Below are 20,660 nucleotides of genomic sequence, written 5' to 3' on the forward strand. Positions count from 1 at the left end.
CTTCCTCAGCCGGAAACCCGGGCTACATTTCCCTGCTCGATATACACAAGCAGAATCGATATATCGGCCGGATTCACGCCGGAAACCCTCGAGGCCTGACCGACAGAGAGCGGCTGTACGGCTTTGAGCCGGTCCGCCGCTTCGGAAGCGAGCCCCTGAATAGCATCGTAGTCGATGTAGTCCGGTATTTTTTTGGATTCCATATTTCTCATCTTCTCGATCTGCTCCAGTGATTTTTTGATATATCCGGAGTATTTGATCTGAATTTCAACCTGTTCTTTTTCATCCGCTGTCAGAGCGATATCGGATGGAGTGAGACGTTCGATATAGCTGTAGTCGATCTCGGGACGACGCAGAAGGTCGCTCGCCCGTACCGCTTCTTTCAGAGGCGTCGTACCCGATTCCTTCACGATGTCCTGCACGTCTTCCGTAGCCTTGACGATTTCATTTTCAAGACGTTTCTTCTCTTCTTCGATCTTCCGGCGTTTCTCTGTGAAACGGTTATAGCGCTCCTCCGGAATGAGGCCGAGCTCGTATCCTTTTTCCGTAAGGCGGAGGTCCGCGTTATCGTGACGAAGCATGAGACGGAACTCGGCACGGGATGTGAGAAGACGGTACGGTTCTCTTGTACCTTTCGTGACCAGATCGTCGATCATAACTCCGATATATCCTTCGGAGCGATCGAGAATCAACGGTTCCAGATCAAGCGTTTTGGCTGCAGCGTTGATTCCTGCCATCAGTCCCTGACCGGCCGCTTCTTCATACCCGGAAGTCCCGTTGATCTGACCGGCTGTAAATAGTCCGTCGATCTGTTTCGTTTCGAGGGTCGGCCACAGCTGTGTCGGCACGACGGAATCGTACTCGATCGCATAGCCGGCCCGCATAATTTCTGCATTTTCGAGTCCCGGTACTGTTTCCATCATCTGCTTCTGCACGTATTCCGGAAGAGAAGTGGACAGCCCCTGGACGTACACCTCTTCCGTGTCCCGGCCTTCCGGTTCCAGGAAGATCTGGTGACGTGGCTTGTCGTTGAAGCGCACTACTTTATCTTCAATGGATGGGCAGTAACGAGGTCCTGTACCTTTGATCATTCCGGAATACATCGGGGACAGACCAAGGTTTTCGTTAATGACTTCGTGCGTCGTTTCGTTCGTATACGTCAGCCAGCACGGAATCTGGTCGGTAATGAATTCGGTCGTTTCATAGGAGAACGAGCGCGGTTCCGTTTCCCCGGGCTGAATCTCCGTTTTCGAATAATCGATCGTATGGCTGTTTACGCGCATCGGCGTCCCGGTCTTGAACCGTACCATTTCGATACCCAGTTCTTCGAGCTGCTCGGAAAGCGTGACGGTCGGACGCTGGTTGTTCGGTCCACTTTCGTATGACAAATCACCGATGATGACGCGTCCCCGCATAAATGTACCGGTCGTCACGATGACGCTCGGAGCGTAGTATGCCGCTTTCGTTTCCGTTACGACTCCTTTTACCTGATCGTCCTCCACAAGAATCTTCTCTACCATCCCCTGACGGAGGGTGAGGTTCTCCTGATTTTCAAGCAGACGTTTCATCTCTTTCAGATAAAGAGGTTTATCCGCCTGGGCACGCAAGGCGCGTACGGCCGGGCCTTTTCTTGTGTTCAGAAGGCGCATCTGGATATGGGTCTTATCAATGACCCGGCCCATCAGACCTCCGAGAGCATCCACTTCACGTACAACTATTCCTTTGGCGGGACCGCCGATCGAAGGGTTACACGGCATGAACGCGATCATATCCAGATTCAGACTGAGCATGAGCGTCTTCGCTCCGCGCCGCGCGGAAGCTGCGGCCGCTTCGACTCCGGCATGACCAGCTCCTATAACAATAACGTCGTAATGACCTGCATCATAAGTCATTCGAGATCTCTCCTTTAAAATTTTATTTCCCTAAGCAGAACTGCGAGAATAATTCATCAATAAGACTTTCTCCGACAGTGTCACCGACAATTTCACCAAGCAGTTCCCACGTTCTCGTCACATCGATCTGAACGACGTCGATCGGCACTCCCATTTCCATACCTTCGCGCGCATCCTCCAGCGCCTGTTTGGACTGCTTCAACAGCTGAACGTGCCGCACGTTCGATACGTACGTCATATCCCCGCTGTCGATTTCCCCTTCAAAGAATGTGGAGGAGATCGCGTTCTCAAGCTGATCGATCCCCTCTTCCTGAATGAGGGAAGTGGAAATGACCGGGTTGTCCCCGGCTAATTCTTTCACACGTTCTATATCTATTTTCTGATCAAGATCCGTCTTATTCAGCAACACAATCATGTTCATATCGCGAGCCGCTTCAAAAAGCTTCACGTCTTCTTCCGTAAGCTCGTCTCCATAGTTTAACACAAGAAGAATGAGATCCGCTTCCGTCAGCACCTGACGCGAGCGCTCCACTCCGATCCGTTCGACGATGTCCTCGGTTTCCCGGATGCCGGCCGTATCCACGAGCCTGAGCGGCACTCCTCTCACGTTTACGTATTCTTCGATCACATCCCGCGTCGTCCCCGGCACTTCGGTGACGATCGCTTTGTTTTCATGGACGAGCGTGTTCATCAGTGATGACTTCCCGACGTTCGGACGGCCGATGATAGCCGTAGCCAGGCCTTCGCGCAGAATTTTCCCCTGCTTCGCCGTCTGCAGAAGATTTTCGATCTCATCGCGGACTTCCGCCGTTTTCTCCTGCATGATGTCGTTCGTCATTTCCTCGACGTCATCGTACTCCGGATAGTCGATATTCACTTCCACCTGGGCGAGTGTTTCCAGCAATTTCTGACGAAGATTCTGGATCAGTACGGACAGCCGGCCGTCCATCTGCTTCAGCGCTACATTCATCGCTCTGTCCGTTTTGGCGCGGATAAGGTCCATGACCGCTTCTGCCTGTGACAAATCGATTCGTCCGTTCAGAAAAGCACGTTTCGTGAATTCCCCGGGCTCGGCAAGTCGCGCCCCCTGGGCCAGGACGATCTCAAGGACCCGGTTCACGGACACGAGTCCGCCGTGACAGTTGATTTCCACGATATCTTCCCGGGTGAAGGTTTTCGGTGCACGCATGACCGACGCCATCACTTCTTCCGCTATTTCACCCGTCTCCGGGTCCAGTAATTTTCCATAGTGCATCGTATGAGAATCGACAGTCGTCAAATCTTTCCCCTGGAACAGTTCGTTTGCTCTGGAAACTGCATCGTCCCCGCTCAGGCGGACAATCGCAATCGCTCCTTCTCCTGTCGGGGTAGAAATAGCCGCAATCGTATCGGTATCCATACATCGCACCTCCTTCTTTATTGAAATATCCACATGTGGATAAGTTTATCGTTAATAACTAACAGTTAAGATTAGCATGGTTTGGGGATAAATATCAAGTTCCTGCTTCACAGCTGAAGAAGAATCTTCCGGGGCTGCAGGAGGAAACGGATTATCGTGACCTTCAGGGAAGTTTCCGGTCTTTCAACGTCACGATTCCCGCTTCATCGTTACCTTCAGGCTGTACTATGGTGTACAGACGTCACGTTTCCTGCGTAATCGTTACCTTCGGCCGGACTTCCAGGCTCCGAAAGTCACGAAAAAGCCGGACGGCATAAAAAAATCTCCTTTTCCGCATACAAAAACCCGCCAGGGACGCCTGGCGGGGAAAAGGGTTGCAGTTATTCTATTGCACAGGGCGGATAACGACGGAACGGTTCGGATCTTTCCCGGCCGAATCCGTCTCCACCCGTCTGTTTCTCTGGAGTGCCGCATGAATGATTTTCCGTTCGTAGGAAGGCATAGGTTCGAGCTTTACCTGCTGCTGTCTCACGAGTGCCTGTTCTGCCTTACGTTCGGCCAGCTGTTCCAGCGTCTCGCGGCGACGTTCCCGGTAACCTTCTGCATCAAGCATGACACTCATGACCTGTTCAGCAGAATTGTTCACCGCCACCTGAGTCAGGTACTGCAGGGCATTCAGTGTCTGCCCGCGCTTTCCGATCAGTCTGGCTATGTCTTCCCCGGAAATATCGGCATAGATATCCCGGTTCTTTCTTTTCGTATCGACGCTCACAGTAAGTCCCATTTGAGCTGCTACGTTCTGAATGTAGGCGGCTGTTTCTTCTTCCAGATCTTTTTTCTTCGTCACTTTGACTATGGACGGTTTTGCTCCGAATCCAAGAAAACCTTTTCTGCCTTCATCCAGTATTTCCACATCAACCCGGTCCTCTGTTGTCCGAAGTTCGGCCAGGGCAGAGTCGACCGCTTCTTTCACTGATGAGCCTGTAGCAGTCATTTGCTTCACTGATTTGCGCCTCCTGTCGATTTGTTCATCATCGGTTTACGTATGAATATCGTCTGTAAAATCATGAACACGTTACCCACGATCCAGTAGAGAGCAAGGGCGGACGGGAAGAAGAATGCGAATGTACCGATCATCAGCGGCATGATGTAAAGCATCATCTGCATCTGAGGGTTCGCTCCTGCTGCACCCGACATGCCTGCCATCATCAGCTTCTGCTGAAGGAACGTAGTGGCAGCTGTCAATATAGCGAGAAACGGATCCGGAGAACCGAGTTCGAGCCACATGAAGTTATGCGTCTGTATTTCGGGTGTTCTCATAATCGCGTGATAGAAACCGATCAGTATCGGCATCTGAACGATGATCGGCAGACACCCGGCCAGCGGGTTGACACCGTTCTGCTGGAAAAGATTCATCGTTTCCTGCTGCAGCTTCTGCTGCGTCTGAGCATCTTTCGAACTGTATTTCTGTCTTAATTCCTGCAGTTGAGGCTGAATATCCTGCATCGATTTCGAACTTTTCAGCTGTTTAACGTTCAACGGCAACAAGACCAGACGAATGATGATCGTCACCGTAATGATTGCCAATCCATAACTTCCGCTTAAGAAATCAGCGAAAAACAACAACGTCTGTGATAACGGCCAGACTACGAATTCATTCCAGAATCCGGTACTATCCGCAGAAACATCCTGATTGATCTGCGTACACCCGGAAAGGAATAGCAGTACTCCCGCCATTGCGAGCAATATGCTCAGCTTTTTACGCAACGTTCCTTCCTCCTTACTGAAACTTCATATTTCCTTTTTCATACTAGCACTTATTAAGGAATCATTCCATGAACATTTTATTTCAATTTCTTTTTCAGAACACCGGAACGCCTGCAGACGTGCTGAAGACTTTGCTTCAGTTCGTGGTACTCCATCGTGTTCACCGGTTTTCTGGCGATCACAACGTAGTCATATTCCTGATGAAGGTCCTCCTCCATCTCCTGAAAAGCCTGACGCAGGTACCTCTTCACTTTATTTCTCATTACAGCATTGCCTATCCGCTTACTCACGGATAGTCCAATCCGGAAATGAGGCTGATCTTTTTTTAAATAATATAGAACCAGCTGCCTGTTGGCAAAAGATTTCCCTTTTTTGAAGACCGTCTGAAATTCTTTGTTTTTTTTGATTCTGTATGCTTTCTGCACAGTTCTCACAACCTCTTATCTGCATTAAAAAAGTTCTGTCCCAAGGGCCGGAGAACACCAGGTGGCGATCATCACTCCGACACGAATGGCAGAACCTAGAAAAAAAACCACTGATTGCTTCAGTGGTCTTATGCGGATAACGTTTTTCTTCCTTTACGACGACGACGAGCAAGAACTTTTCTGCCGTTCTTCGTGCTCATACGTGTACGGAATCCGTGTACTTTTTTGCGCTTACGATTATTTGGTTGAAATGTACGTTTCATTATATACACACCTCCTGATGGGATTTACATGTTGTTTCTCATGTCATAGGCAGTCCTAATCATTATAATCATATTTAAAAAATGATGTCAATTACTAATTTAAGCAGAGATCTTTTTTCGGGGGTGTCTTACAACAGCATCTGTACTACAACAACCGGAAAATCCGCTGTCCACCTCCAGTGTGCACAACATTTTCATCTCCCGTTTCTATCCACAGCACTAATCTACAGGTTAACCACAAAATATGGTGGTGTGGATATGTTTTTTCCTCAAGCTGTAGAAATTGTGGATAAGTTCCTGTGATTCATTGCAAGACTGCGATTTATTTGATATTATATTTGTGTTTAACAGTGAAATTAATTCCTGCCCGATTTTACATTATCCACAGCTTGTGGGTAATATGTGGATAGTTTTTCACAGGGGTGTAGACATACTTATGCACAAAGGTGTGGATAATGGGTAAAAAGCGACTGAGTCCTTTATTCATACCCTATCGTACATCCACAACAGTTTAAAAGACATTTTTTATGTTAAAGCGAAAAATTATAGCTTTTTGTTATGTAAAACGAACAAAAAGCTTTTCTTTATTGCAACAGGAAAGGGGTGAAAGGGTTGGAAAATATCCATGAGTTATGGAATGCCACTCTGGAGCAGATGAAAGAGAAAATCAGCAAACCGAGCTTTGAGACCTGGCTGAAAGCGACGAAAGCTCACTCTCTCGACGAAGATACGCTCACCATCATAGCTCCGAATGAATTCGCGAGAGACTGGCTCGAGAACCAGTATCAGAAATTAATTAAAGAAACGCTGATCGAAGTGACGGGATCGGAACTGAAAACGAAATTCATCATCCCGGAAACGAAAGAGGAGTCTCTCGAAGACGTAAAACTCTCCTCCAAACCTCCGGATCTTAAAGACGGGGAAGAATCTCCGACGAGCATGCTGAATTCCAAATATACGTTCGATACGTTCGTCATCGGAAGCGGGAACCGGTTCGCTCACGCAGCATCTCTGGCCGTTGCAGAAGCTCCGGCAAGGGCTTATAACCCTCTTTTCATCTACGGGGGCGTCGGGCTCGGCAAGACTCACCTGATGCATGCGATCGGTCATTACGTCCTGGACCACAACCCGAATGCGAAAGTCGTATATATTACGTCCGAAAAATTCACGAATGAATTCATCAACTCGATCCGTGATAACAAAGCTGTGAACTTCCGAAACAAATATCGGAGCGTGGACGTTCTTCTTATAGATGACATCCAGTTCCTTGCAGGGAAAGAACAGACCCAGGAAGAGTTCTTCCATACATTCAATACTCTTCATGAAGAAAGCAAACAGATCGTCATTTCAAGCGACCGTCCCCCGAAAGAGATACCGACGCTCGAAGACAGGCTCCGCTCCCGCTTTGAGTGGGGGCTCATTACGGATATCACACCGCCGGATCTCGAGACGAGAATTGCGATCCTCAGGAAAAAAGCTAAAGCGGAAGGGCTCGAAATCCCGAATGAGGTCATGCTTTATATCGCCAACCAGATCGATACCAACATCCGTGAACTCGAAGGAGCACTGATCAGAGTGGTAGCCTACTCCTCCCTGATCAATCGGGATATCAACGCTTCCCTGGCGGCTGAAGCACTGAAGGACATTATTCCGAACAAGAAGCCGAAAGTCATTACGATCGGTGATATACAGGAAGTCGTCGCTGAGAAATTCAACATCCGCATGGAAGATTTTCCGGCGAAAAAACGGACGAAATCCGTAGCGTTTCCCCGTCAGATTGCCATGTATTTATCGAGGGAGCTCACTGACGCCTCCCTTCCTAAAATCGGCGAAGAATTCGGGGGACGCGATCATACGACAGTGATCCATGCCCATGAAAAGATTACGAATATGCTGAGCAATGACCAGCAGCTTCACAGGGAACTCGATGAGATTACAGAACAGTTGAAAACGTAGAGCCTGGGTATAGTGTGAATAACAGGTACACGTTCGCACACAGGTTATACACATGTGGATAATTATGTGTGTCATGAGGTAATTACAGTTATCCACAAATCCACACGCCCTATTACTATTACTACTATTTTTTTAATAATAATAATTAATATATTCACTTTAGGAGGACTCATGAATGAAATTCGCTATTCAGCGTGATCAACTGATGGAAAGTGTCCAGGATGTAATGAAAGCAATATCTTCCCGTACGGCAATTCCGATTCTTACAGGAATGAAACTGGAAGCTACGACAGAAGGAGTGAAACTTACGGGGAGTGACTCCGACATCTCCATCGAATCTTTCATACCGGCGGAGGAAGACGGAACGGTCTATATCGAAAACATTGAACCGGGAAGCATCGTTCTACAGGCAAAGTACTTTCCCGATATCGTACGCAAAGTTCCGGATAATACCGTGGAAATAGAAAGCGATCATACGAAAAACGTAACGATCCGTTCCGGCAGTGCGGAATTTCACCTGAATGGCCAGGACGCCGAAGAATATCCGTCTCTTCCGCAACTGCGTACGGAAAACAGTTTCGATATGCCTACGGATCTTCTGAAAAGACTGATCAAACAGACCGGGTTCGCCGTTTCCACTTCCGAAACCCGCCCGATTCTGACAGGAGTGCACGTGAGTACGGAAGAAGAGAATCTTCAGTTCGTAGCAACTGACAGCCACCGTCTCGCTTCAAGAAAAATCAGTCTGGAAACGGACGAAACGTTGAACCTTCCTTCCGTCGTCATTCCCGGGAAAAGTCTCAGTGAGCTGAACAAAATTCTCGACGATACGGGAGACTCGGTACAGATCAGCATTACGGATAATCAGATTCTCTTCCGGACAAAACATTTATACTTCCTGTCCCGTCTCCTCGAAGGTAACTATCCGGAGACATCACGCCTCATTCCGAACGAAAGCAAAACGACGGTACTTATCGATTCCAAAGAACTGCTTCAGTCCGTGGATCGTGCTTCTTTACTGGCTAAAGAGAACAGGAACAACGTCGTACGTCTGCTTACGAAAGAAAACAACCAGATCGAAATCCACGGAAATTCTCCGGAAGTCGGTAACGTAACGGAAGAAGTGACGGCTGACACAATCGACGGCGAAGAACTGAAAATATCATTCAGCGCCAAATACATGATGGATGCCCTGAGAGCGATCGATGCAACTCAGGTGAAAATATCTTTTACGGGAGCTATGCGGCCGTTCCTGATCACTCCTGTAGATGACGATTCCATACTTCAGCTCATCCTGCCGGTCCGTACGTATTAATTCCGTGTAACGTGAGAAAGAGTTATCCACTGTGGATAACTCTTTTTTTAGGTTTTGATCTGAAAGGGACTGCAACCGGTTGTGACGGGTTTCTTCACCCATCCGGAAACTTTTCCGTCCTCCCCGATAAAGTAAGGCCCTTTCCTTTTCATAACCCCTTATCTTTAGTAAAATAGATAAATAGATACTACTTAGAGAATAAAGGTGACGGAGATGAGCGAAAAAATTGAAATAACGACCGAACAGATCCAGCTTGGGCAGTTCCTCAAATTGGCGAACGTTGCAGAATCGGGCGGAATGGTGAAAATGCTTCTTTCCGAATTCGAAGTACTGGTAAACGGCGAACCCGAATCCAGACGGGGCCGGAAGCTCCGGATCGGTGACGTCGTTGAAATCGAGGAGTTCGGAGCATACGAAGTCGCCTCCGAACAGTAGATGGAGAAGCGATCTGATGCATATTAAAGACATAGCCCTGACTACTTACAGAAATTACGACAGACTTGCTCTCGAGTTCGACGACACGATCAACGTCATCATCGGAGAAAATGCTCAGGGGAAGACGAATCTGATGGAATCGATTTATTTACTCGCTTTCACGAAATCACATCGTACTCCGAGGGATAAAGAACTCATACAGTGGGACGCGGAGTATGCTAAAATAAAAGGTACGATTATAAAACGGAACAGCCGTTTTCCGATGGAAATCGTCCTCTCCAAAAAGGGGAAGAAAGCGAAACTGAATCATATCGAGCAGAGGCGGCTCAGTGATTACATCGGCGCCCTTAATGTCGTCATGTTCGCACCTGAGGATCTGAACCTCGTAAAGGGGAATCCGCAGGTGCGCCGCCGTTTCATAGACATGGAAATCGGACAGATCCAGCCGAGATATATTTATCACCTGGGTCAGTATCAGAAAGTTCTGAGACAGCGGAACCATCTTCTGAAAGATATGCAGCGCCGTCGCAATGAAGATGCGACCATGCTTCACGTACTTACCGAACAGCTTATCGAGCATGCGGCGATTATCGTGGAGCGGCGCTTCCAGTTTCTGAATCTTTTGAGAGAATGGGCAGCTCCGATCCACCGGGGCATCAGCCGGGAGCTGGAGAAGCTTGAGATTTTCTACAGACCGAGTCTTGATGTGTCGGAGGATATGGATCTTGACGCTATCAAAGAAAGTTATATAGCAAAATTCCACGGGATCGAAACGAAAGAGATTGAAAGAGGGACGACTCTCGCCGGACCTCACCGGGACGATCTCGTCTTTTATGTGAACGGCAGAGACGTCCAGACTTACGGCTCCCAGGGACAGCAGCGGACGACCGCCCTTTCCCTGAAACTGGCCGAAATAGAACTGATCAATAAAGAAACCGGAGAGTACCCGGTTCTGCTGCTTGATGATGTCCTCAGTGAACTGGATGACTACCGGCAGTCTCATCTGCTCCATACGATTCGTGGAAAAGTCCAGACGTTCGTCTCGACGACGAGTATCGACGGTATCGAACACGAAGCACTGCAGGAAGCGGAACTTTTTTATATCGAAGAAGGAATAAGAAAGAAATGAGGTGTCCTATTGTTCATTCATATAGGTGAAGGCAACATAGTGAAATCCGAAGAGGTCGTAGCCATCATCGACTGCGAACTGCTCCGTTCTTCCACCATTACCGAAGAGATGGTCTTCAACAGAAGAAAAGAAAAGCAGGTGGTGGAGACGGACGAATATGAACCGAAATCGATGGTTATTACGGAAGAGGTGCTCTATTTCAGTCCCCTTTCTGTAGCCACCCTGAAAAAGCGTGGAAAAATGCAGAACACCCTGGATAAACTGGATGACTATTCGGAAGAGATGGAAGAAGCGCTTGATAAATAATCAAAAGAAACAAGGACTGTGGGTGAAACTATGAGTGAAGAGATTCAAAGAGGTAAAGAACAGGCGTATGATGAGAATCAGATTCAGGTGCTCGAAGGTCTGGAAGCGGTACGTAAGCGTCCGGGTATGTATATAGGCTCGACGAACGAAAAGGGTCTCCATCACCTGGTGTGGGAAATAGTCGACAACAGTATTGATGAAGCGATGGCCGGCCACTGTGACCATATCCAGGTGGTTATCGAAGAAGATAACAGCATTACGGTTATGGATAACGGGCGCGGAATCCCCGTCGGTATCCAGGAAAAGACCGGACGTCCGGCTGTTGAGGTGATCATGACCGTTCTTCACGCCGGCGGTAAGTTCGGCGGCGGCGGTTACAAAGTCTCGGGCGGCCTGCACGGCGTCGGAGCTTCTGTAGTGAACGCTCTCTCCGATTATCTCGAAGTACACGTCTACCGGGACGGTAAACTGTATCATCAGGATTTCAGACACGGCGTCCCGCAAAAAGACGTCGAACAGGTCGGTACGACGGATAAGACCGGAACACAGATCCATTTCAAACCGGACCCTGAGATTTTCAAAGAGGGTCAGGAATATGATTTCGAAACGCTCACGACGCGTCTCAGAGAACTTGCATTTCTGAACCGCGGTCTGACTATTACGGTGGAAGACAAGCGTGAAGAGCACGGCAACGAGAAGAAGGAGTTTTACTACGAAGGCGGTATCATTTCGTACGTGGAACACTTGAACGGCAGCCGGGAAGTTCTTCATGAACCGATTTATGCCGAAGCGGAGCAGGATGGAATTTCCATCGAACTGGCGCTTCAGTACAACGACGGCTTCGCCAGTAATATTTATTCCTACGCCAACAATATTCACACCTACGAAGGCGGAACGCACGAATCCGGATTCAAGACGGGGCTGACCCGGGTCATCAACGACTATGCCCGGAAAAACAGCATGTTCCGGGAAAACGACCCGAACCTGACCGGGGATGACGTAAGAGAAGGACTGACCGTCATCATCTCGATCAAACATCCCAATCCTCAGTTCGAAGGTCAGACGAAGACGAAGCTTGGAAACAGTGAAGCCCGTACGGTTACGGATGCGCTGTTTTCCGAACACTTCAGTAAATTCCTGCTGGAAAACCCGAACGTCGCTAAAATCATCGTCGAAAAAGGTCTGATGGCTTCACGGGCAAGAATGGCAGCCAAGAAGGCGAGAGAGCTGACGAGAAGGAAGAGCGCTCTTGAGATCTCCAACCTTCCCGGGAAACTTTCCGACTGTGCTTCGAAAGATCCTTCCGAGTCTGAACTTTACATCGTGGAGGGGGACTCGGCCGGAGGATCGGCCAAACAGGGACGGGACCGTCACTTTCAGGCTATCCTTCCTCTGCGCGGTAAAATTCTGAACGTCGAGAAAGCACGTCTCGATAAAATCCTCTCCAACAACGAAGTGCGTACCATGATTACGGCACTCGGAAGCGGAGTGGGCGAAGAGTTCGATGTATCGAAGGCCCGCTACCACAAAGTCGTCATCATGACGGACGCAGACGTGGACGGGGCGCATATACGGACCCTTCTCCTTACGTTCTTTTACCGGTACATGAGACCGCTGCTTGAACACGGGTACGTCTATATCGCCCAGCCGCCGCTCTATCAGATCAAACAGAACAAAAAAGTGTACTACACGTTCTCCGACCAGGAACTGGAGGAGAAACTTGCTGAAATACCGGCTACTCCGAAACCGGTGATCCAGCGTTATAAAGGTCTCGGTGAAATGAATCCGGAGCAGCTGTGGGAGACTACGATGAACCCCGAAGGCCGTACGATGCTCCAGGTCACTCTCGAGGATGCCATCGGAGCGGATGAGACATTCAGCATGCTGATGGGGGATGCGGTCGAACCGAGAAGGAATTTTATACAGGAAAATGCTCATTACGTCCAGAATCTGGACGTATAAGACGAAGGAAAGATAAGAGTTCGTTTCTCTAGGAGGTTTACAAAATGGTGGATCAGCCAGACAGTTCGCGCGTACATGAAATAAATATAAGTAACGAGATGCGGACCTCATTTTTGGATTATGCCATGAGTGTCATCGTGGCGCGTGCCCTCCCGGACGTACGGGACGGTATGAAACCGGTACACAGACGTATTCTTTATGCCATGAACGATCTCGGCATTACGGCAGACAAAGCGTATAAGAAATCCGCCCGTATCGTCGGGGATGTCATCGGTAAGTATCACCCGCACGGGGATTCGGCCGTTTATGAAGCGATGGTACGTATGGCTCAGGATTTCAGCTTCCGTTATGAGCTCGTGGACGGACACGGAAACTTCGGATCCGTCGACGGGGATTCTGCAGCCGCCATGCGTTACACTGAGGCACGTATGTCCAAGATTTCCATGGAAATGCTGCGCGATATACAGAAAGATACGATCGATTACCAGGAAAACTATGATGGTACGGAGAAAGAACCGGCCGTGCTGCCCGCCCGTTTTCCGAACTTCCTCGTAAATGGCGGTGCAGGTATTGCCGTAGGTATGGCCACAAACGTCCCTCCGCACCATCTCGGGGAAGTCATCGACGGGGTTCTGGCGCTGAGCCGGGACCGGGATATCACAATCCAGGAACTGATGGAAAACTATATTTTCGGTCCGGACTTTCCGACATCAGGTCAAATTCTCGGACTGAGCGGGATACGTAAAGCCTACGAAACAGGGAAAGGCTCTATTTTGATACGTTCGAAGGTGGAGATTGAAGAAAAACCGAACGGCAAGAGCCAGATTATCGTTACCGAGCTCCCTTATCAGGTGAACAAAGCCCGGCTCGTTGAAAAGATTGCCGAGCTTGCCCGTGATAAGAAGATAGACGGTATTACGGACTTGCGCGACGAATCGGACCGGGACGGCATGCGGATCGTCATCGAACTCAGGAAAGACGTGAATGCCAACGTCCTGCTGAATAACCTTTACAAAATGACGGCTCTCCAGACGTCCTTCGGCATCAATATGCTGGCGCTGGTCGACGGAAGGCCTCAGGTGCTTAACCTGAAACAGGCACTGGAGCATTATCTGGAACACCAGAAAGTGGTCATCCGCAGACGGACGGCTTATGAGCTGAAGAAAGCTGAAGCGAGGGCCCACATTCTGGAAGGTCTTAAAGTGGCGCTCGATCACCTGGATGAAGTCATTACGCTTATAAGACAGTCGCAGACGACAGAGATTGCCCGTGAAGAACTGATGAGCCGTTTCGGGCTTTCCGAGAAGCAGGCCCAGGCTATTCTCGATATGCGTCTGCAGCGTTTGACAGGGCTTGAACGCGAGAAGATCGATTCCGAATACGATGATCTCGTGAAGAAAATCGAGGAATTAAAAGCGATTCTGGCTGACGAAGAACGCGTACTCGAAATCATCAGAGAAGAGCTCCTTGAACTGAAAGAGCGCTTCAGTGACGAACGCCGCACCGAAATTATTATGGGCGGCATGGAAATGATTGAAGATGAAGATCTTATTCCGGAAGAGACGCTTGTCGTCACTCTTACCAATCAGGGATACGTGAAGCGCCTCCCGGCCGACACGTACCGGGCTCAGCGCCGTGGCGGCCGTGGCGTTCAGGGGATGGGTACGAATGACGAGGACTTCGTGGAACATCTGCTTTCGACCTCCACCCACAGTACAGTACTCTTTTTCTCCAATAAAGGGAAAGTGTACAAGCTTAAAGGGTATGAGATTCCCGAATTCAGCAGAACGGCGAAAGGCCTTCCAATCATCAACCTTCTCAATATCGAAAATGATGAGTGGATCAACGACGTCATTGCCGTGGATGAATTCGAGGAAGACTGGTACTTCGTCTTTACTACGAGGCACGGAGTCACGAAACGGACCAGCCTTTCGAAATTTGCCAATATACGAAAAGGCGGTCTGATCGCCCTCAGCCTTCGTGAAAATGATGAACTTATTTCCGTACGTATGACGGACGGAGAGAAAGACATCATGATCGCCACCCAAAACGGGTACCTCATCCGGTTCCCTGAAACTCAGATACGCTCCATGGGCCGTACAGCAGCCGGAGTCAAAGGTATTTCCCTGCGTAATGACGACCGGGTCGTATCGATGGAACTTGTGGAAGATGACCGTGAAATCCTTACCGTTACGGATAAAGGGTTCGGGAAACGGACACCTGCTTCCGAATACCGGATAACGAACCGGGGTGGAAAAGGGATCCTTACCTGTAACCTCACCGAGCGGAACGGAAAAGTCGTTTCCACGAAAGCGGTCACGGGAGAAGAGGACCTCATGATTATGACAGCCAGCGGCGTTCTTATCCGTATGGCGGCTGGCAGTGTGTCGCGCACCGGGCGTAATACGCAGGGCGTGCGGCTCATTCGTCTGCAGGAAGGCGAAGAGGTGTCGACCGTAGCCCGTCTTGAAGCGATGAAAGAAGAGACAGAGGAAGAGACAGAAGGCCTCTCCGAAGATCCGACGGAGAGCCTGGAATAATACTTTCATCCCCCACCGTTATAAACGGACGGGGGTTTTTCTTTTGCAAACTGAAATAGCAGGAAAAGAAGTCGATAGTATAAGTAAAGGACCTTTCTGCAAAGTGGGCCGAATGTGGAGGAAGGCAGGGAAAAAGATGCAGGTAAACGTAAATGAACTGATGCCGGGATGTATTTTGATCAAAGAAGTGGAGGGGAAAACTTCGCGTCCGCTCATACCGGAGAATACGGTGCTTCATCCGGTACATATCAACGTTCTTCGTGCTTTCCGTATCCGGGAAGTCGAGATTTCTTCCAGGCTGTCGAGCGGGGAGACGTTCGAGGAAGCATCCGAACATTACGAACCGGAAGATGTGGAAGCGACGGTGAATGAGGAGTTCAGGGAAGAATACTTGAGCGCGGTCCATCATCACAGACGTATGTTCACAAAATGGAAGAACCGCTCGGGCATCGATCTTCCAGAAATAAGGGAGTGGTTCCTCCCTCTGCTGTTCAAAGCATCCGAAGCCCGTCAGGAAATTCTGAGACTTCACCACTATTCCAGTGAAAACGACTATATGCACCACCACAGTGTAGCGATGGGACTGATTGCAGGTTACCTCGGGCAGAGACTCGGTCTTGAGAAGGGGGAATGGATCCAGGTGGCTCTCGGCGGTCTGTTGAGTGATGCCGGTATGGCGCTTATTTCCCCGGAAATACTGAAGAAAAGCGGCTCTCTGAGCGCCGGGGAAATGGCTGAAGTCCGCCAGCACCCGGTGCATTCCTACCGGATGGTCGAGGATCTGACCGTTTTGAGCAAGAAAGTGAAATACGCGGTGCTCCAGCATCACGAGCGTCTGGACGGGACAGGGTATCCTCTTGCGGTCTCACAGAAAAAAATCCACTTCTACAGTCAGATTATTGCTGTAAGTGACGTTTACCATGCGATGACGTCGGAGCGCCCCTATCGTAAAAAACAGTCTCCTTTCAAAGTGATCGAAGAAATTCAGAAAGAACAGTTCGGCAAATACGATATGAGAGTGATCAAAATGCTCGTCGAAGATCTGGCGAGTATATCCGTGGGGACGACGGTGAAACTTTCCAACGAAGAACTTGCGACCATAGTGTTCGTCGACCCTTCGACCCCGGCTCACCCCATGGTGCGACTGCAGCGCAGCCAGGTGTTGCTGTCTTTAAAAGATGAAGGACTGCACGTGGAGGAAGTTTATTGACGTCTTTATAACTTTTCAGGTTGAAAAACGACGGCGGATGTCTTATTGTAAATAACAATATATAAGATAGCTTCCTTCGGGAGGGAAAAGGAGAGAGAGACGTGCGCACAGATAAATTTCAAAAAGAATCACTCACATTCGATGATGTATTGCTGATGCCGAGAAAGTCGGAAGTATTGCCGAGGGACGTATCCTTAAGCGTTGACCTGACTTCCAGGCTGAAGCTGAACATTCCTGTAGTAAGTGCCGGCATGGACACGGTGACCGAAGCTTCGATGGCTATCGCGATGGCCCGCCAGGGGGGCCTCGGAGTCGTTCACAAAAATATGTCCATTGAAGAACAGGCGGAACAGGTGGATATGGTCAAACGCTCGGAGCGCGGGGTCATCACCAACCCTTTCTTCCTTACTCCGGAAAATCAGGTGTACGATGCCGAACATCTGATGGGCAAATATAGAATATCGGGCGTCCCTATCGTGGACAACGACACTTCAAGAAAACTGGTCGGCATCATTACGAACCGGGATATGCGTTTTGTGGAAGACTACTCCCTGCGGATTTCCGAAGTGATGACCAGCGAAGATCTGATTACGGCTCCGGTAGGAACTACAATCGAAGAAGCGGGGCACATACTGCAGAAACATAAGATAGAAAAGCTCCCTCTTGTCGATGAAAACAACACGCTTAAAGGTCTGATCACTATTAAAGATATAGAAAAAGTGATTGAATTCCCGAATGCGGCAAAAGACGACCAGGGCCGCCTTCTTACCGCCGCCGCCGTCGGCGTAACGGCTGATGCGATGACGCGTATCGGAAAACTGGTGGAAGCAGGCGTGGACGCTCTCGTCGTCGACACCGCTCACGGACACTCGGAAGGCGTGATGGAACAGGTGAGAAGAATCCGTGCAGCTTATCCATCTGTCGATATCATCGCCGGTAACGTGGCTACAAAAGAAGCTACCCGCGATCTGATCGAAGCGGGCGTGGACGTCGTAAAAGTGGGTATCGGCCCCGGTTCCATCTGTACAACGCGGGTCGTCTCCGGTGTCGGGGTCCCTCAGATAACCGCTATCTACGACTGTGCTGAAGAAGCGGAGAAACACGGCGTGTCCATCATCGCCGACGGAGGGATCAAGTACTCCGGGGAAATCGTGAAAGCTCTTGCTGCCGGCGGTTCCGCCGTTATGCTCGGCAGTCTGCTGGCCGGGGTGAAAGAAAGCCCGGGCGATACGGAAATTTTCCAGGGCCGTCAGTTTAAAGTATATCGCGGTATGGGCTCGGTCGGAGCAATGGAAGCAGGATCGAAAGACCGCTATTTCCAGAGCGGAAGCGAAGCGAAGAAGCTCGTACCCGAAGGCATCGAAGGCCGTATTCCTTTTAAAGGCCCACTTGCCGACACTGTCCATCAGCTTCTCGGCGGTCTTCGTTCCGGTATGGGATACTGCGGCACGAAGACGATCCAGGAACTGCGAAACGATGCGTACTTCACGAGAATTACGGGTGCGGGTCTGCGCGAAAGCCACCCTCACGACGTTCAGATTACAAAAGAAGCACCGAACTACTCGGTGTAACTGCCGACACAGGCTATCACAGGAGAGACTCTTTGATTTTCAGAGAGTCTCTCTTTATTTATATGTAATTTTAATAATTTTTCATATTGTTACAGTCAGAGGGTACACCCGCGTCTATTTTTTTACAGGGGGGTGTGGTAAAATTGTAGAGCGTAAATTTATATACAGCGGAGGTCGAAAATAGTAATGCAAAGATGGAAAACAGCACTTATATTAACGTTACTCGTTATAGCATCAACCCTTCTTGCTCCCGCGGACATTATGGCACGGGAAGTGGAGACGGAAGCGGAATCAGCGATCCTTGTGGATGCTGATACGGGAGATATACTTTTTCAGAAAGAAGCAGAACAGGCTCTGCCGCCGGCAAGTATGACGAAAATGATGACGGAGTATCTTGTGATGGAGGCGATTGAGGACGGAAGTATCAGCTGGGACACCACCACCGAGATCTCCGACTACCCTTACAGTATTTCGGCAGATCCCTCCTTTTCCGGAGTGGGGATGACCCAGAACAAGGACTACACCGTCCGTTCGCTTTATGAAGCGATGGCGATCAACTCCGATAACGCAGCCTCCATTGCTCTCGCAGAACTTATTGCAGGTTCCGAAGGAGAGTTCGTCAAGATGATGAACGAAAAGGCGGAAGAGCTGGGGATGGAAGACTATAAATTCGTCAACAGCACCGGCCTCGCCAACAGTGACCTGGGTGACCACGTGCCGGAGGGGACGGGGGCCGATGAGAATAATCTCATGTCGGCGAAAGCGACCGCTACCCTTGCGTATCATCTCGTCAACGATTATCCGCAGGCACTCGAGATCTCCGGCACGCGTACGGCCGAGTTCGACGGTCAGACGATTCAGAACTGGAACTGGATGATTCCCGACATGCCTGGGTATCTTTCCGATTTCGGCTATGAAGGGGTCGACGGCCTGAAAACGGGCTATACGGAGAAAGCCGGCAACACCTTTACCGGTACAGCTAAACAGGAAGACCAGCGGCTTATTTCCGTCGTTATGAAAACGGACAGCCGGGAAGCCCGTTTCCGGGAAACAGCCAAGTTATTCGATTACGGTTTCGATCAGTTCGAGACGAAGGAACTGTTTGCAGCCGGTCATCAGAAGAAAGGCGAAAGTTCTGTTCCGGTATCAAAAGGAAAAGAGGATAATGTTTCCGTCGAAACGGGCGAAGCGCTCTCTGCGATGGTGAAACAGGGAGAGGAGGACTCCTATTCACTTGAATACTCCCTGAAGGAAGATGAACTTACGGCACCTGTCGAGTCCGGTCAGAAAGTCGGGGAAGCGAAACTGGTGTACGAAGGGGAAGGGAAGAAAGCCAACCTTATCGAAGGAGGCGCTCCCTCCGTGCCGCTTGTGACTACGACCGGAGTGGAGAAGTCGAACTGGTTCATGCTCACTCTCGGAAATGTCGGGAACTTCTTCGGTAACATGTTCACAGGAGCCGTCGATACGGTCAAAAGCTGGTTTTGATTAATTTTCTGATAACGATGGTTGATAATGGTAGGATTGACGGGAAAAATGCGTTAAAATAGTAAAGAAAATTGCAGTAATCGATTGATATAGATAAAGAACAGGGAGGAATCAACATGGCTCGAACAGGAACGAATGTTGTAAAAAGAGGTATGGCGGAAATGCAGAAAGGCGGCGTCATCATGGACGTTGTGAACGCGGAACAGGCGAAAATAGCCGAGGAGGCCGGAGCTGTTGCCGTTATGGCACTTGAACGCGTACCGTCCGACATCAGAGCGGCCGGAGGGGTTGCGAGAATGGCGGACCCTACGATCGTTGAAGAAGTGATGAACGCCGTTTCGATTCCTGTAATGGCAAAAGCGAGAATCGGTCACATCGCCGAGGCGCGTGTCCTCGAATCGATGGGTGTCGATTATATCGATGAAAGTGAAGTACTTACTCCTGCGGATGAAGTATTCCACATTAAAAAAGACGGCTATACGGTTCCATTCGTATGCGGCTGCCGTAATATCGGAGAAGCGACCCGCCGTATTGCGGAAGGTGCTTCCATGCTTCGTACGAAAGGGGAGCCGGGTACCGGGAACATCGTGGAAGCGGTCCGTCATATGCGTGAAGTGCAGAGCCAGATCCGCCGCCTTCAGTCGATGGACGAAGACGAAGTGATGGTTTATGCAAAAGAGAACGGTGCACCTTACGATCTTCTGCTTGAGATCCGGGAAGAAGGCCGTCTTCCGGTCGTAAACTTCGCAGCAGGCGGTATCGCCACCCCTGCAGACGCAGCTCTTATGATGCAGCTTGGTGCGGACGGCGTATTCGTCGGATCCGGTATTTTCAAATCCGACCGTCCTAAAGAGTTCGCCCGGGCCATCGTGGAAGCGACGACTCATTACGACGACTACAAGCTGATTGCGGAGATTTCCAAAGGTCTCGGTACTGCGATGAAAGGCGAAGAGATGAACGAAACGACCGACCGCATGCAGGAGCGCAGTGAATAAGTAAAGG

17 protein-coding genes are annotated in these 20,660 nt (G+C 49.7%); 11 read left to right on the forward strand and 6 right to left on the reverse strand.

The annotated features are described in order from the left end of the window. Window positions 1-5: 5 nt before the first annotated feature. The 6 genes from mnmG to rpmH form a co-directional block, all read right to left on the reverse strand. Window positions 6-1,892: a tRNA uridine-5-carboxymethylaminomethyl(34) synthesis enzyme MnmG gene (gene mnmG, locus CKW00_RS07215; RefSeq protein WP_095822007.1), complete on the reverse strand. Its 1,887-nt coding sequence runs from the start codon at window positions 1,890-1,892 to the stop codon at window positions 6-8. 22 nt (window positions 1,893-1,914) lie between these two features. Next, complete coding sequence (mnmE, locus tag CKW00_RS07220; protein WP_095822008.1) at window positions 1,915-3,291, reverse strand: tRNA uridine-5-carboxymethylaminomethyl(34) synthesis GTPase MnmE; 1,377 nt, start codon at window positions 3,289-3,291, stop codon at window positions 1,915-1,917. A gap of 385 nt (window positions 3,292-3,676) precedes the next feature. Further along, window positions 3,677-4,294 carry an RNA-binding cell elongation regulator Jag/EloR gene (jag, locus tag CKW00_RS07225; protein WP_095822009.1) on the reverse strand — a complete coding sequence of 206 codons (618 nt, stop codon included), beginning with the start codon at window positions 4,292-4,294 and terminating at the stop codon, window positions 3,677-3,679. Further along, entirely contained in the window at window positions 4,291-5,058 is a 768-nt protein-coding gene (gene yidC / locus CKW00_RS07230) for a membrane protein insertase YidC (RefSeq protein ID WP_076572396.1), read from the reverse strand. Before yidC ends, jag begins: the two co-directional genes overlap by 4 nt. 77 nt (window positions 5,059-5,135) lie before the next feature. Further along, window positions 5,136-5,483 (reverse strand): ribonuclease P protein component, encoded by a 348-nt coding sequence (gene rnpA / locus CKW00_RS07235; RefSeq protein WP_095822010.1) that lies wholly within the window; start codon window positions 5,481-5,483, stop codon window positions 5,136-5,138. A 128-nt stretch (window positions 5,484-5,611) separates the two neighbouring features. Beyond that, window positions 5,612-5,746, reverse strand: coding sequence for a 50S ribosomal protein L34 (rpmH, locus tag CKW00_RS07240; RefSeq protein WP_008590292.1), 135 nt, complete (start codon window positions 5,744-5,746; stop codon window positions 5,612-5,614). A 612-nt stretch (window positions 5,747-6,358) separates the two neighbouring features. Between rpmH and dnaA the strand changes: the two genes are divergently transcribed. From dnaA to pdxS, 11 genes are all read left to right on the forward strand, one after another. Next, window positions 6,359-7,702: a chromosomal replication initiator protein DnaA gene (gene dnaA / locus CKW00_RS07245; RefSeq protein WP_095822011.1), complete on the forward strand. Its 1,344-nt coding sequence runs from the start codon at window positions 6,359-6,361 to the stop codon at window positions 7,700-7,702. A gap of 175 nt (window positions 7,703-7,877) precedes the next feature. Then, the gene (dnaN, locus tag CKW00_RS07250) at window positions 7,878-9,017 is read left to right on the forward strand and encodes a DNA polymerase III subunit beta (RefSeq protein ID WP_095822012.1); all 1,140 of its coding nucleotides are present in this window, start codon (window positions 7,878-7,880) and stop codon (window positions 9,015-9,017) included. 213 nt (window positions 9,018-9,230) lie between these two features. Further along, window positions 9,231-9,452 (forward strand): S4 domain-containing protein YaaA, encoded by a 222-nt coding sequence (yaaA, locus tag CKW00_RS07255; RefSeq protein ID WP_095822013.1) that lies wholly within the window; start codon window positions 9,231-9,233, stop codon window positions 9,450-9,452. A gap of 16 nt (window positions 9,453-9,468) precedes the next feature. Continuing rightward, window positions 9,469-10,581 carry a DNA replication/repair protein RecF gene (recF, locus tag CKW00_RS07260; protein ID WP_095822014.1) on the forward strand — a complete coding sequence of 371 codons (1,113 nt, stop codon included), beginning with the start codon at window positions 9,469-9,471 and terminating at the stop codon, window positions 10,579-10,581. 9 nt (window positions 10,582-10,590) lie between these two features. Next, window positions 10,591-10,887, forward strand: coding sequence for an extracellular matrix regulator RemB (gene remB / locus CKW00_RS07265; RefSeq protein ID WP_095822015.1), 297 nt, complete (start codon window positions 10,591-10,593; stop codon window positions 10,885-10,887). A gap of 30 nt (window positions 10,888-10,917) precedes the next feature. Beyond that, window positions 10,918-12,849 (forward strand): DNA topoisomerase (ATP-hydrolyzing) subunit B, encoded by a 1,932-nt coding sequence (gene gyrB, locus CKW00_RS07270; RefSeq protein ID WP_095822043.1) that lies wholly within the window; start codon window positions 10,918-10,920, stop codon window positions 12,847-12,849. Between the two features lie 44 nt (window positions 12,850-12,893). Further along, window positions 12,894-15,389, forward strand: a complete 2,496-nt coding sequence (gyrA, locus tag CKW00_RS07275) for a DNA gyrase subunit A (RefSeq protein ID WP_095822016.1) — start codon at window positions 12,894-12,896, stop codon at window positions 15,387-15,389. Window positions 15,390-15,525: 136 nt separating this feature from the next. Continuing rightward, entirely contained in the window at window positions 15,526-16,599 is a 1,074-nt protein-coding gene (locus tag CKW00_RS07280) for an HD-GYP domain-containing protein (protein WP_158221293.1), read from the forward strand. Window positions 16,600-16,700: 101 nt separating this feature from the next. Continuing rightward, the gene (gene guaB / locus CKW00_RS07285) at window positions 16,701-18,170 is read left to right on the forward strand and encodes an IMP dehydrogenase (RefSeq protein ID WP_008590274.1); all 1,470 of its coding nucleotides are present in this window, start codon (window positions 16,701-16,703) and stop codon (window positions 18,168-18,170) included. A 186-nt stretch (window positions 18,171-18,356) separates the two neighbouring features. Next, complete coding sequence (locus tag CKW00_RS07290) at window positions 18,357-19,658, forward strand: serine hydrolase (RefSeq protein WP_095822018.1); 1,302 nt, start codon at window positions 18,357-18,359, stop codon at window positions 19,656-19,658. A 116-nt stretch (window positions 19,659-19,774) separates the two neighbouring features. Then, window positions 19,775-20,653 carry a pyridoxal 5'-phosphate synthase lyase subunit PdxS gene (gene pdxS, locus CKW00_RS07295; RefSeq protein WP_008590269.1) on the forward strand — a complete coding sequence of 293 codons (879 nt, stop codon included), beginning with the start codon at window positions 19,775-19,777 and terminating at the stop codon, window positions 20,651-20,653. Window positions 20,654-20,660: the final 7 nt, after the last annotated feature.

Origin of the sequence: Salimicrobium humidisoli, assembly GCF_002295105.1 — a bacterium.
GTDB lineage: Bacteria > Bacillota > Bacilli > Bacillales > Halobacillaceae > Salimicrobium > Salimicrobium humidisoli.

Coding starts and splice junctions, on each gene's coding strand:
- mnmG (WP_095822007.1), bottom strand. CDS start 1,892: ATGACTTATGATGCAGGTCATTACGACGTTATTGTTATAGGAGCTGGT.
- gyrB (WP_095822043.1), top strand. CDS start 10,918: ATGAGTGAAGAGATTCAAAGAGGTAAAGAACAGGCGTATGATGAGAAT.
- dnaN (WP_095822012.1), top strand. CDS start 7,878: ATGAAATTCGCTATTCAGCGTGATCAACTGATGGAAAGTGTCCAGGAT.
- yaaA (WP_095822013.1), top strand. CDS start 9,231: ATGAGCGAAAAAATTGAAATAACGACCGAACAGATCCAGCTTGGGCAG.
- rpmH (WP_008590292.1), bottom strand. CDS start 5,746: ATGAAACGTACATTTCAACCAAATAATCGTAAGCGCAAAAAAGTACAC.
- recF (WP_095822014.1), top strand. CDS start 9,469: ATGCATATTAAAGACATAGCCCTGACTACTTACAGAAATTACGACAGA.
- CKW00_RS07290 (WP_095822018.1), top strand. CDS start 18,357: ATGCAAAGATGGAAAACAGCACTTATATTAACGTTACTCGTTATAGCA.
- gyrA (WP_095822016.1), top strand. CDS start 12,894: ATGGTGGATCAGCCAGACAGTTCGCGCGTACATGAAATAAATATAAGT.
- mnmE (WP_095822008.1), bottom strand. CDS start 3,291: ATGGATACCGATACGATTGCGGCTATTTCTACCCCGACAGGAGAAGGA.
- CKW00_RS07280 (WP_158221293.1), top strand. CDS start 15,526: ATGCAGGTAAACGTAAATGAACTGATGCCGGGATGTATTTTGATCAAA.
- pdxS (WP_008590269.1), top strand. CDS start 19,775: ATGGCTCGAACAGGAACGAATGTTGTAAAAAGAGGTATGGCGGAAATG.